Consider the following 12827-nt stretch of genomic DNA (forward strand, 5'->3'; position numbering starts at 1 on the left):
ATCGACGGAGTTGCAGTGGAGAGATCGATCTCCTCGGTGAACTCGACTTCAAGGACCGCGTCCCGGTACGCGACCTCATAGACCTCCGGGGTGCCGGTATCGAGAATGACGGCATCTTCGGATGGCCAAGTGAACGGAACGACTAGTGCCTCCGCGAGCTTGTTGTGGAAGCTGTCGAGAATCGCATCGGGTTCCACATGAAGCGTGACCGAAGTACCGGTTGCTGGGGGAGAGGAAAGCTCAAGCTCCACCCGGTGCCGCTTGGCATGGAGAACGGTCGTATCGAGCGACAGGGAGATGGTCTCCGGCGCCGCCTCCAAGCGAGCAGCTCCATTCTCGAGCGCGGTAGTGAGAGCTTGGCTGCTTACCAGATCTGAGATCTCCAGCCAGAGCTCACCTTGGACTACCCGAACCTGCTCGACTCGGGGAGGCGTGAGGTCGGCGTAGATCTTCCTTTCGCCATACGGTGAGTAGGAGTAGCGCTCGATGGGCTTGCCGTCCGTGCCCGTGACCAGCGCGAGGTTGCCGGAACTGTCGTAGATCGGCGTGTAGCGCTGCTCCAATACGCCGTCCCCGTCGGCGTCGTGCTCGATGCGAACGATCTCATCCAGCCCCGGGCCGTAGGTCCGTCGGGATTGAAGCGTGCCGTTGACGGAGGTCTCGATGGCGCGCTGGCCGGACCAGGCGGTTTGCACAACGTCCGTCCCAAGGCGCTGCTCGACCCGCCGGTTGAAGGCGTCGTAACCGTAGCTCGCCAGGACTGTTCCCTGAGTGTTCCGAACCTCCGTAAGCCGGTTGCGGAAGTCGTAGGCGAAGTGGAGGTCGCCCTTGCGCGTCAGGTTGCCGTTGGCGTCCCACGCCAGGGGCACATCACCGACGGACGAGGGTCGGTTGCGGCCCGAGCCGTCGAGGGGCAGAGCCTGCTCGGTGGCCACGCCGTCGCGGACGGCGGTGCGGGACAGGAGGTTGTCGGCGCTGTCGTAGGCGAAGCGGTGTTCGTCGGCCTCTTCTTGGACCTGCGCGGGCTGGCTGTGAGCAGATTGGCTTTCCGCTGGTTGCGCCAGGGGAAGGGTCACGAGTAGCGCTATTGCCAGGATCTGTTTGAGGCTCAGCATGGTCTCCTCCGAGAAAGGTCTCCCGAGAAAGTAACACGGTGACTGCTGGAATTCTGACGCAGCCCTCCGGTGTACCCGCAGGGTTGGCCGAGCCCAACCCCGGGATCCTTGCGAAGGTTCCGGAGGGTGAGAGGCTTCATTCCGCGAAACCCTCCTGGATTCCAAAAACCCGTTCATCAAACGGCCTCTCCACGGTCAAAAGCCAGCCCCTCACAACCCCACCACATCCCCCTCCCGAGCCACCTCAAAGCCCCTCTCCCTCACTTCTTCAGCAGCCTCACTCTCCGGATCGAGCAGAGGATTGGTGTGGTTGAAGTGGATGAAGTGAACTTTGGCCTTGTCTTCCGGCGGGAGGGATTGGAGGAGGGCCATGGTTTCGGGGACGTAGGGGTGAGGGATTTCGGACATGTCGCGGCCGGGGAGCTCGTCGGGGTGGTAGAAGGTGGCGTCGATGTAGGCGCGGTCGATGCGGTCGAGGAGGAGGGGGAGGGAGCCGCCCCAGCGGGACCATTTGTCAATGTCGGGGAGGAAGACCACGGTGCGGTGGGGGCCGTGGATCTCGAAGGCGACGGTTTCGGAGAATTCGTCGCGGTGGGGGACGAGGAAGGGGCGGACGACGAGATCCTCGCCGAGGGTCACGTTGGCCAGCACGGCGAGCTTCTCCAGCCGGATGTTGCCCAGCTCCACCAGCTGGCTCCAGGGACCGTTGTTGCGCAGAAAGTCGGCCATGCGGGGCATGGCGTAGACCGGAGCGCCTTGAGCACCCAGGGCCTCCCGCCCGAGGTACATGAGTCCGGTGTAATGGCCGATGTGGGCGTGGGTGAGGAAGACGCCGCCGAAGGTGCTGCCGGGCGGGGCGAGGGAGCGGAGGCGGTCGTATTGGGCAGGGAAGTCCGGGGTGGCTTCGAAGAGCCAGAAGCGCTTGGAGGCTGGATCCACCATTCCCAGACTCACCACGGAGCGGGATTCCCGCTGGCCGGCGCGAACGGCGCGGCAGCAGTCACGGTCACAGCCCAGCTGCGGGTAGCCGGCATCCTGGGCAACGCCGAGGACGACCAGGTAGGGGTCCGAGCCCGGTGGGGTCTCGTAGTCGGCGCCGGTGAAGGGCTCGGGGACAGGCGCGGGAGCGTCTTGGGCGTGGGCGCCAGCGAAGGCGCAGAGCGCGGCTGTGATCAGCAGCGAAACGAAAGGATGGAGCTTCATGATGCTTTGAAGCTAGTCCACGCTGGTGTGTGCTGGCAAGGGCTCAGGCTGGGGATCCAACTCCGGGGGGCTGTGATCACGAACCCCACCAGAGCCGGCTGGAAGCCGGCGCTCCCAGGCTCGCTGGTTCCCACGGTCCACCGTGGGAACCCAGGGGAGACGCTCCAGCGTCGGGGGTGGGGGTGAAAGGGCGGCACCGGGATCGTGCTTGACAACGCCAACCTGCCCCGCTGGAGCGGGGCCTCAGTCTCGGCGCGCGGCTCGACGTAGTTGGTTCCCACGCTGAAGCGTAGGAACCAGATGTAGTAGTTGACGACCGGGGCCCAGGCAACTCCGCCCGGGGATCCAATCCCCGGGCTACCCAGGGGCCGCCAGCTCCGCTGGCTCCGGAGGGACGGTCGTGACTGAACACATTCAGGGAGCCGGATTCATCCGGCGGTGGTCTTGGTAGCCCCGGGATTGATCCCGGGGCGAGGGCGGGGGCGCTCCCAGGGGGGGAGGCCGATGGAGTGGGCGAACCTTGACCGATGAGGAGATCGGAAATCAGAGATAGCCGAGGGAGCGCAGATTCCTCAGGTATTCCTCGCTGTCCAGGGCCGCCGGGGGCGGGAGGGGGCGGCGGCGGCCGAAGGAGGGGATGTGGTCCCGGGCCGCGGGCCAGGCGCAGACCGCCGGGGGGGCGGGGAGCTCTTCGCTGGCGGGCAAGCCCAACGCCAGCGACAGCCCGGCCGTCACGGCCTGGGGACTGAGGGCCTCGGAGGCCTCAGCGGCCTCGGAGGCCTCGGAGGAAAGTCCCGCGGCCCGGCAGCCGCCTTCACGGCGCCAGAGGAGAACTCGGCCCGCGACGCCGCCGCGACGCTCCGGAGCCGCACCGCGGCGGCCGGGGTCGAGGAAGAGGGCGACGGTGCCGAAGTCTCTGGCGTGGGCGGCGAGGAGGGCGTCCACTTCCTGGAGATGGGCTCGCACCAGATCGCTGAGGGCGATGTCGCCTCCCGGCCAGCCGTCCGCCGCCAGGTCCGGCGCCGGCAAGTAGAGGGCGGCAACCCGCGGCTCAAAAGTCAGGCTGTGCTCCAAAGCCTGGAGGTAGAAGCGGTCCGGCAGCACCGCTTTGTCGAGCACGGTTTGGCGACTCTCCGCGGGCAAGGCGGCCTGCACGATACTTTCCATGGAGCTGGGTTTTTCCTTGGAGCCTGGCCGCACTGGCGAATCCGCGATCGCCTTGCGCCCAGCTGCAGCCCATTCGATCAGGTCCGGCCGCGACTCGCTGGCCACGGCGTCGTGAGCTTCGTCCTGGAGCAGTTGGTAGGCGCCGTGGGCCACCACCAGTCCCGGCAGCGGCTCCGCCGGGTAGGTGGACCACCAATTCACCGCGCTCACCGGGCGGCCGCCGCGGGCGGCGAGCTCCCAGAGGGTGAAGGCGTGGCGGCGGTTGGCGAGCACCGGGCGGTATTCGGTCAGCCCCAGAGGCACCGAAACCCAGCGCCAGTAGAAGCGCAGCGGCCCGGTGCGCGCCAGCGGGGTGGCGACGCCGGCGGGGCGGAAACTGTCCACCGAGGTGACGCCGTGGCCGCCGGCGTCGAGCCCCGTGGCCACGGTGGTCCAGAACACCGCCGGCGCCGCCGGCGGCCGGCGGTAGGGCTCGAGCACCCCGCCGTCGTCGAGCAGGGCGGCCATCGCCGGCAGCGCGCCGCGGGCGAGGAGGTAGTCGAGCTCCGCGGCGAGCACTCCGTCGACCCCCACAAGCAGCACTCGCTCGCCGCCAGCGGTGGGCAGGTGGGCGGGTTCCTGTCGTTCGTGGCCGCGCACCGAAAGCACCACCGGCAGGGTGATGAGGGCCAGCGCCACCAGCACCGTGGCGGCGATCCAGCGGCGGGAGAAGCTGCGCACCCGGGGAGTGAGCTCGGTGAGGCGGATGGCCAGGGTCAGCAGCCCCGTCTCCACCAAGCGGATCAGGGCGTAGACCGCCAGCGGCAGCACCAGGGAGAAGATCAACGCCGTCCAGCGCTCGCTGCCGGACCACAGCTCCAGCAGGCGCCAGGAAGCCACCGCCGCCACCAGCAGGCCGGAGAGAAGAGCGACCCCGAAGCTCAGGACCTCGATGCGGCGCACCGGGTAGAAGCGCAGCACCAGCACCAGCAGCGCACACAGCAGCAGGAAGCCGAGACCGATGGCGCCGCCGGTGGCGGGAAGCAGGTGCAGGAAGAGAGCGATGAGATCGAAAGGGGAGGCGACGAGGTTGCCGTTCACCGCCGCCAGGGCGAAGGCCAGTACCAGAGCAAAGAGGGTGCCGCCGGCCAGCGCCACCTTGAGGGTCAGCTGGCCGAGGGTGCGCAGCGGCTGGCGCGGCCGCAGCGCGTCCTGGAGCAGGTAGCGGTCGTAGCTGTGGCTGAGGTATCCGAGGCGGCGCAGCTCGGAGCGGACCTGCTGGAGATCCTGAGTCACTGGAGGTCCTGAGTCACTGGAGATCCTCGGTCACTAGAAGTACTGAGTCACTGGAGGCTGGACCCTCAGCGTTCCCGATGGCGCACGAAGAGGGCGAGCTGGCGCAGAGGCTCTGCCCGCCGGCCCAGGGGCGCCAGGGAGGCGACGGCGAAGTCCAGAAGCTCTTCCTCCAGATGCCGTGCCCCGTCGATGCCGAGGAGCTTGACGAAGGTCACTTTGTCGCTGTCCTTCTGGGAGTCCTTGCCGGTCTGGGCACTGGTGGCGGTGGCGTCGAGGAGGTCGTCGGAGATCTGGAACGCCAGCCCCAGATTCTTGGCGAAACGGCTGATGGTTTCCAGGTGGCGCCGGCGGGTGTCCGCCGCCATCGCCCCCAACTCGCCGGCGGCGAGGAAGAGAGCGCCGGTTTTGTGGCTGTGAATGTACTCCAGCAGCTCGAGGTCGAGATCCTCCGGCGTGCTCTCCAGGTCCAGCGCCTGACCGCCGATCAGACCGCCGGAGCCGATGGCCGCCGCCAGGTGATGCACCATGTCCTCGGTGCTGTAGCGCCGCTGGGGCAGCCGCTGGCCGCTGGCCGCCACCAGGGCGAAGGCGCGGTTGAGCAGACCGAAGGAAGCGAGGAGGGCGATGTCCTCGCCGAACTTGCGGTGGGTGGTGGGACGGCCGCGGCGCAGGGTCGCGTCGTCCATGCAGGGCAGGTCGTCGAGGATCAGCGAGGCGGCGTGGACCATCTCCACGGCGCAGGCGAGGTCGAGCACCGGCTCGGACCGCTCACCGAAGATCTCCGCCACCACCAGGGTGAGCACCGGCCGCAGCCGCTTGCCCGGGCTGGTGAGAGCGTAGGCCATGGCCCGGTGCACCGACTCCGGGCGCTCCACGGCAGGGGGCAGAAGCTCCGGAAGGCGCTTCTCCACCGCCTGACCGAGCTCTCGGAGGCGTCCTCCAAGACGCGCCTGGGTGGTCTGGGCTTTGGCCATCGGGGAGATCACCACCCGCCGCGGACCGCCGGCGACGGCCGTCCGCGGCGACTGCTCGTCAACGTTACGGCTTCAGCGCTTCGACGGCTTCGGCCTCGTTGTCGTAGACGTCGAAAACGGTGATCAGCTGGGTGATCTGCAGGATGTCCGTGACCTTGGCGGGGAGATTCATCAGCGCGAGCCTGCCGCCGCGGTTGGTCACCGTGGTGTAGGCGGAGACCATCTCGCCGATGCCGGAGGAATCGATGGTGGTCACCCCCTCCAGATTGAGCAGGAGACGGCGCGCCCCGGCCTCCATGGCCTCGTGCACCGCCGAGCGGAGCGCCACGTCTCCGGCCCCGATGGTGATCTTGCCCGTGGGCTCGAGGATCGTCACACCTTCCTTCTGCCTGACTGCGATCTTCATGAATCGGATTCCTCCTGTAACTGCCCCTCGCCCTCCGGCTTGCGCTGGATCCGCTTCCTCAGCGTCACCACCGTGCCACCGTCGGAGCAAGGCCCACAGTCGATAGCGTCCATGCTGTTGCGCATGTACAAGAGTCCACGGCCTCCGGGGCGCAGAAGATTCTCCGCCGCCAGCGGATCCGGGACCTCCTCCGGGATAAAGCCTTCACCCTCGTCCTGTACGCGGATGACCACCTCGTCCCCGTCGAGCTCGAAATCTACGTCTACCTTCTTGGCCGGATCCTGCTGATTGCCGTGACGGATGGCGTTGGCCACCGCCTCGCGCACCGCCAGATCCACCCAATGCAGTGTGTCCTCCGAAACGTTCAGATTTTCCAGGGCATCCTGGAGCACCACCTGAACCAAATCGATGTTCTCGAATCGGCTCGCGATGGTGACGTGAAATCTATGTTGCTCCGGATTCATGCCGGTCTTGGCTTCGGGGAACACCGCGCGGGGAAGTCTAGCAGATCACGGCGCCATCCCCAGCAAGGCCGCGGCAGCATTCGCCGCAGGCTGGGGGGCACCGGCGACTTGCCAAGGAATCAACCACAGCAGCTGCACCGCGTCGAAGAGGGTGTGGGCGATGATCGCCGGCCAGACGCTGCCCCGCAGCTGGGTCATGCGGGCAAAGCCGAGGGAGAGCAGGGCCACCCCCAGGAGCATGAAGGGCTGGTCATAGCTGGCGTGGGCGAGCACGAAGAGCAGGCCGGAGATGGCGATCCCCACCCGGGGTTGGAGAAAGCCGCGGAAGAAGATCTCCTCCACCACGCCGGCGGACAAGCTCAGCCCCACCCGCACCAACACCGGCAGACCGGCCATGTAGACCACCAGCGGGGGCGCCTCGGTGGGCACCAGGCTCTCCCCCTTGCCCAAGCTGAGGAGGGCCGCCACCGCCATCATCATCGCCAGCACCGCGCCCCACAGGAGCAAGCCCCCGCCGACGCCGACGCGCAGATCCGTCGCCGGATCCTGGGAGCGTAGACCGCACTGACGCACAAGCTCCGTGAGGGGTCCCCCTTGGGAGGTCTCCCGGGAGCCGTAGCCGAGGACGAACCACAGCAGCAGGGTCACCAGGATGACCACGTGAAGAGCGAAGAGCTCCGGCGTGGTGAGGGCGGAGGGGTCCATTTCCCCGGCCTGGTCGAGCCAGGCCAGGGGCGAGAACAAGCCGATGTAGAAGAGCAGCGCCAGCAACGCCGTCATGGCGCTGCGGCGCAGCGGCAGATAGTAGCCCGGCGGCGTGAGCCCGCGGCGCACGGTGGCAAGGTCCACCAACATCGCCACCGCCAGCGCGGGGATCATGGGCAGAGCGGTGCGCAGGAGTAGATCGAAGGACATCACGGTGGGCTTGGAGGTAGAGGAGACTTGGAGGTGGTGGCGACGGGGAGGTGTCGGACTCGATCGAGCTCTCGAAGTCGGTGCTGGCAGTCGGCGCTGGCAGTCGGCGCTGGCAGTCGGCGCCGGGAATCAGTACCGCAGGTCGGCGCCGGAAGTCTGCAATCGGGCTAGTGGGTACGGCGCAGAGACCGTAGAACGCTCCCCACACCAGCCCGGTCCGGCATGAGGGGAAGGCTCAAGTCTTGAAGCGGATCCGGAATTGTTGAAGCATCATGCGCGCGCCGGTGAGCCGCTGGAGGCTGCGGTTGCGCATCTGCACCGCCTTGGCGTCCTCAGAGTCCGGCTGCTCCCCCCGGACGTGGCGGATATGACGTTCGAGCTCGTGGCTGATGCGGTCCAGGTCGCCGCGCTGGAAGCGCCGGAAAGTGCGCTCGTTGACCTGCAGAAATCCTCCCGCAATCTCGCGCACCATGGTGTAGGGACTACCCCCCGGGAAGCTCGCCATGGCCGCATGATACCCCATCCCCCCGTGCTATCATGGCGGTTCGTTTCCCGCGCGGAAACGAACCATCGAGCTTGATTCATCCACGCAGCCTTCTCGACCCTGCCGCTGCTCGCTGATAAGGAGGTTCGTCTTGAACCGTTTCTCTGGCGTTGATTTTATGGATATCGATCCCCTGCTCTCGGAAGACGAGCGCATGGTGCGCGACACCGTTCGGGCGTTCGTCGATGACCGGGTGATGCCGATCATCGAGGAGTGCCACCGGGACGGCCGTTTCCCCATGGAGCTGGTGCCGGAGATGGCCGCCCTCAACCTCTTCGGCGCGACCATCGACGAGTATGGCCTGCCGGGGCTGAGCAATGTCGCCTACGGCCTGACCATGCAGGAGCTGGAGCGCGGCGACTCGGGCATTCGCAGCTTCGTCTCGGTGCAGAGCGCTCTGGTCATGTACCCCATCTACGCCTTTGGCTCCCAGGCCCAGAAGGATCGCTGGATCCCTGCCCTGGCCTCCGGCGAAGCCATCGGCTGCTTCGGCCTCACCGAGCCGGACTTCGGCTCCAATCCCGGCGGCATGCGCACCAACGCCCGCCGCGACGGCGACGGCTGGATTCTCAACGGCTCCAAGCAGTGGATCACCAACGGCACCCTGGCGGACGTGGCGGTGGTCTGGGCCCACACCGAGGACGGCGTCCGCGGCTTCCTGGTGGAAAAGGGCACCGAGGGCTTCACCTCCTCGGACCAGCACGGCAAATTCTCCCTCCGCGCCTCCGTCACCTCCGAGCTCGGCTTCACCGACTGCCGCATCCCGGCGGACGCCATCCTGCCCAAGACCACCGGCCTCAAGAATGCCCTCATGTGCCTCAACCAGGCGCGCTACGGCATTGCCTGGGGCGGCCTGGGCTCGGCCATGGAGAGCTACCGCACCGCCCTCGAGTACTCCCAAGAGCGGATTCAATTCTCCGGCCAGCCCATCGCCTGCCACCAGCTGGTGCAGGAGAAGCTGGTGTGGATGGTGAGCGAGATCAGCAAGGGTCAGCTGCTGGCCCTGCGCCTGGGGCAGCTCAAGGACGCCGGCAAGCTGCGCCATCACCAGATTTCCCTGGGCAAGCGCAACAACGTGTGGGTGGCCCGGGAATCCGCCCGCCTGGCGCGGGAGATCCTCGGCGCCAACGGCATCGTCGACGACTACCCGGTGATCCGCCACATGCTCAACATCGAGTCGGTCTTCACCTACGAGGGGACCCACGACATTCACGGCCTGATCATCGGCGAGAAGATCACCGGCATCCCCGCCTTCAACGCCCCGGAACGCCCGGTGAAGGCGGCGAAGGCGGCTCCCGTCGCCGCGGCGGTGGGCAAGGGGAACGGCTGATGGCCTTGGCGGAGCTCGAACAGGGCCTGCTGCGGGTGACCGAGCTCGCCGCCGTCGCCGCCGCCCAGACCATGGGCTTCGGCGATGGTCACCACTCGGACCAGATGGCGGTGGAGTCCATGCGCAAGGAGCTCGACCTCCTGCCCATGGACGGTCGCATCGTCATCGGCGAGGGTGAGCGGGACAAGGCTCCCATGCTCTTCATCGGTGAAGAGCTGGGAGCTTTCAAGGAGCAGGACGATCCAGCGGAGGAGATCGACATCGCCGTCGATCCCCTGGAGGGTACCGCCCTCTGCGCCACCGGCGCTCCCGGCGCGGTGGCGGTGCTGGCGGCGGCGGAGCGCGGCGGTTTGCTGCAGGCCCCCGACGTCTACATGGAGAAGATCATCGTCGGCCCCACCGCCCGCGGCAGCGTGCACCTGGAGGCCCCGGTGGCGGAGAATCTGCGCAGCATCGCCAAGGCCTTCAAGCGCGACGTCGGTGAGCTGACGGTGGTGGTCCTCGAACGCGACCGTCACCAGCAGCTCATCGCCGACATCCGCAAGGCCGGCGCACGCATCCGGCTGATCGGCGACGGCGACCTGTCGGCGGGCATCTCCGCGGCGGTGCGGGGCACCGGCGTGCACGCCGTGATGGGCACCGGCGGAGCTCCGGAAGGAGTCATCACCGCCGCCGCCATGCGCTGCTTGGGAGGCGAGATCCAAGGCCGCCTCACCGCCCTCAACTCCGCTCAGGAACAGCGCCTGGCGGACATGGGCATCGACAACCTGCAGCACGTCTACAGTACCGAAGAGCTGGCTCCCGGCGAGAACATCATGTTCAGCTGTACCGGAGTCACCGACGGCGAGCTGCTGCGCGGCGCCCGCTTCTTCGGTGGGGGCACTCGGACCTCGACTCTCTTCATGTCTTTAGCAGCACGCAAAATCCAATTTGTCGATACCATTCACCGGGAGAAGCTCACCACGCCGGTGATCTTCCAGTAGAGTGAAGGGCGCGGAACGCTCGACAACTCATCCCTCCCAGGGCCCCGGTGGGTCCCGGGGAAATACCCGACCGTTCCCGAGAAGGCCATGATCAAGCCCGACCATTGGATCCGCAGCTGGGGCGAAGACGGCGGTGTCGACCCGTTCGACCCCGCCCAGGTCAACTCCGCCAGCTATGACGTGCGGCTCAGCGACCACTGGATCTGCCCGACCCGTGATCCGGAGGAGTTCACCTCCGACGCCGTCAAGCTCTTCCCCGGCGAGGTCGTCCTCGCTTCGACGCTGGAGTACGTGCGCATCCCGCGCAGCGTCGCCTGTGATCTGAAGCTCAAATCGACCCTCGGACGACTGTGGATCAACCACTCCATGGCCGGCTGGTGCGATCCCGGCTTCCAGGGGAATATCACCCTCGAGCTGCAGAACCTCGGCCCCCAGCCCTTCGTCCTCGACGCTGGCCGACGCATCGCCCAGCTGATCTTCATCACCATGGAATCGGAGCCGGAGATCGCCTACGGTGAGCCAGGCTCCTCCAGCCACTACCAGGGCCAAGAGGGCACCACTCGCGCCCGCAGCTGATCGGATCTCCTCCGCTCTGCCCGCCCCCCCTCTCTTATGAGCATCGCCGGCAATCTCAAGACCATGGACTTGGCGGAGCTGCTGCAGTGGCTCTCCCAAGCACAGAAGACCGGCACGCTGGTAATCCACAACGGCAAGGTGGAGAAACGCCTCTTTCTACAGGACGGCAAGATCGTCTCCTCGGCGTCGACGGATCCCCGGGAGTACCTCGGCCACTTCCTGGTCAGCCAGGGCCTGATCACCGAGCAGCAACTCTCCCAGGCCATCTCCCGCCAGGCCAACGAGAAGATGCTCCTGGGCAAGATCCTGCTCACCAACGGCGTCGTCACCGAGGAGGACCTGCAGCGCCTGCTGCGCCTCAAGGCCGAAGAGGGCATCTACGACATCTTCACCTGGCAGAAGGGTGAGTTCCGCTTTCTCAACGGCGAGTTGCCGGAGCACACCTTCGTCCCTCTGCGGCTGGATCTCACCGGCATCCTCATGGAAGGAGCCCGGCGAGTCGACGAGTGGAAGCGCATCCGCGAGCACATTCCCTCCAAGGACGTGGTGGCAGTGGGCTTCGGCAAGCTCGACGACCCCACCGCCAGCCCCGGCGCCCGGCGCATCCTCTCGATGATCAACGACGACCGCACGGTGGAGGAGATCCAGCTCCAAACCCACTCCAGCGAATTCTTCGTCTGCAGCGTGCTCTTCGACAAGATCCAGAAGGGCCAGGTGAAGGTGGTGCGGCCCCGGGTGGTGCGGGTGGAAGTGCCGGTCCCCGGTCCGCCAGCCCAAGGTCCGGCGCCGCAGGGCCAAGCCGCCCAACCCGCCCAGCAGCCGGCCTCGGGACAGGCTGCACCGGCGCAGGGCCAGCAGGGCGGAGGCTTCACACCGCCCAACCCTGCAGCGGCTCAAGCACCGGCGGGCCAGGCTCCAGCCGCCCGCCCCCAGGCCGGAGTCCCGCTCCAAGGAGCTCCCCCGGCGGCCCCGGCCCAGCCCGCGGCCAGGCCGACGACCGGTGCGGCGGGAGGCGGCCCGGGAGAAGGCGACGGCGACAGCTTCAGCCAGCTGGATCCCGACGCCTTGATGACCGCCGCAGCGCAGATGGTGCAAAAGGGGGATTTCGAGCGCGCTCTACGCTATCTGCGGGCCGCCCGCAGCCTTCGCCCCGACGACCGCAATCTGGAAGGAGCGGTGGCCTCCGCCGAGCAGCAGATCCGGCGGTCCTTGGAGCGGGGCGGCCTCACCGTCGACAAGGTGCCCAAGCTGGCGGTGCCCATGGAAGAGCTCACCAGCCTCAACGTCTCCGCCCAGGAAGGCTTCCTGCTCACCCGCATCGACGGTCGCTACGACATCAAGTCGATCCTCAAGATCAGCCCGATGCCGGAAATCGATGCGCTGGTGCTCTTCTTCCGCTTGATGAGGGCGGGGCATATCCGCTTCTGAGAAGCTGGAGCCCTGGCTACCGGCGGCGGCGAATCGCCATGAGCCGGCAGATCCCGCGCAGCATCTCGAGGTAGGCTCCCCGCTCCTCGGCGCTCAAGTCCGTCAGCCCCAGACGCTCCAACGCCGTCGCCTCCGGCTCCCGCGGCTGCAAGGGACGCAGGTCCCGGGGCGGCCGGTCGTTGACCTCCTCCAAAGCCTCCAACAGGTCGAAGCGATCCCGCCCTAGGGCCTGGAGAATGCTGTCGAGACTGGGAATCTGGGGCACGACCTTCCCGTGCTCGTAGTTGCTGATCATCGGAGCCGTCAGCCCGGAGCGCCGGGCCAACTGTTGTTGGCTCAGCCCGGCCTGCATGCGCAGCACCTTGAGCGCCTTGCCGATGCCTTTGAACTCTCCCATGACCTCAATCTACCAGCTCACTCGTACCTGCGAACCCCTCCCATCGCTGC

General features: G+C 67.2%; 13 protein-coding genes. 4 read left to right on the forward strand and 9 right to left on the reverse strand.

Annotated elements, in window-relative coordinates; genetic code table 11:
• From SX243_07970 to SX243_08005, 8 genes are all read right to left on the reverse strand, one after another.
• The coding region (locus SX243_07970; protein MDY7092892.1) for a hypothetical protein at positions 1-1115 on the reverse strand (1115 nt) is incomplete at its 3' end.
• Positions 1116-1325: 210 nt separating this feature from the next.
• Positions 1326-2318: an MBL fold metallo-hydrolase gene (locus SX243_07975; protein MDY7092893.1), complete on the reverse strand. Its 993-nt coding sequence runs from the start codon at positions 2316-2318 to the stop codon at positions 1326-1328.
• A 543-nt stretch (positions 2319-2861) separates the two neighbouring features.
• A complete protein-coding gene (locus SX243_07980; GenBank protein ID MDY7092894.1) occupies positions 2862-4760 on the reverse strand; it encodes an alkaline phosphatase family protein in 1899 nt (632 codons plus the stop codon).
• Between the two features lie 65 nt (positions 4761-4825).
• Positions 4826-5734 (reverse strand): farnesyl diphosphate synthase, encoded by a 909-nt coding sequence (locus SX243_07985; protein MDY7092895.1) that lies wholly within the window; start codon positions 5732-5734, stop codon positions 4826-4828.
• A gap of 64 nt (positions 5735-5798) precedes the next feature.
• Complete coding sequence (locus SX243_07990) at positions 5799-6140, reverse strand: STAS domain-containing protein (protein MDY7092896.1); 342 nt, start codon at positions 6138-6140, stop codon at positions 5799-5801.
• Positions 6137-6604, reverse strand: a complete 468-nt coding sequence (locus SX243_07995) for an ATP-binding protein (GenBank protein MDY7092897.1) — start codon at positions 6602-6604, stop codon at positions 6137-6139. The genes SX243_07990 and SX243_07995 overlap by 4 nt, the downstream gene beginning before the upstream one ends.
• A gap of 45 nt (positions 6605-6649) precedes the next feature.
• The gene (locus SX243_08000; protein ID MDY7092898.1) at positions 6650-7519 is read right to left on the reverse strand and encodes a CPBP family intramembrane glutamic endopeptidase; all 870 of its coding nucleotides are present in this window, start codon (positions 7517-7519) and stop codon (positions 6650-6652) included.
• Positions 7520-7754: 235 nt separating this feature from the next.
• Complete coding sequence (locus SX243_08005; protein ID MDY7092899.1) at positions 7755-8042, reverse strand: hypothetical protein; 288 nt, start codon at positions 8040-8042, stop codon at positions 7755-7757.
• A gap of 112 nt (positions 8043-8154) precedes the next feature.
• Here SX243_08005 and SX243_08010 point away from each other — a divergent pair, with 112 nt between their 5' ends.
• The 4 genes from SX243_08010 (at position 8155) to SX243_08025 (ending at position 12380) form a co-directional block, all read left to right on the forward strand.
• Positions 8155-9393: an acyl-CoA dehydrogenase family protein gene (locus SX243_08010; protein MDY7092900.1), complete on the forward strand. Its 1239-nt coding sequence runs from the start codon at positions 8155-8157 to the stop codon at positions 9391-9393.
• Entirely contained in the window at positions 9393-10376 is a 984-nt protein-coding gene (gene glpX, locus SX243_08015) for a class II fructose-bisphosphatase (protein MDY7092901.1), read from the forward strand. Before SX243_08010 ends, glpX begins: the two co-directional genes overlap by 1 nt.
• Before the next feature lie 87 nt (positions 10377-10463).
• Positions 10464-10952, forward strand: a complete 489-nt coding sequence (gene dcd / locus SX243_08020; GenBank protein MDY7092902.1) for a dCTP deaminase — start codon at positions 10464-10466, stop codon at positions 10950-10952.
• Positions 10953-10988: 36 nt separating this feature from the next.
• Positions 10989-12380, forward strand: coding sequence for a DUF4388 domain-containing protein (locus SX243_08025; GenBank protein ID MDY7092903.1), 1392 nt, complete (start codon positions 10989-10991; stop codon positions 12378-12380).
• Positions 12381-12396: 16 nt separating this feature from the next.
• On the opposite strand, the gene SX243_08030 is transcribed toward SX243_08025, so the two are convergent.
• Positions 12397-12777 (reverse strand): helix-turn-helix transcriptional regulator, encoded by a 381-nt coding sequence (locus SX243_08030; GenBank protein ID MDY7092904.1) that lies wholly within the window; start codon positions 12775-12777, stop codon positions 12397-12399.
• Positions 12778-12827: the final 50 nt, after the last annotated feature.

The organism is Acidobacteriota bacterium, from assembly GCA_034211275.1.
Classification (GTDB): domain Bacteria; phylum Acidobacteriota; class Thermoanaerobaculia; order Multivoradales; family JAHZIX01; genus JAGQSE01.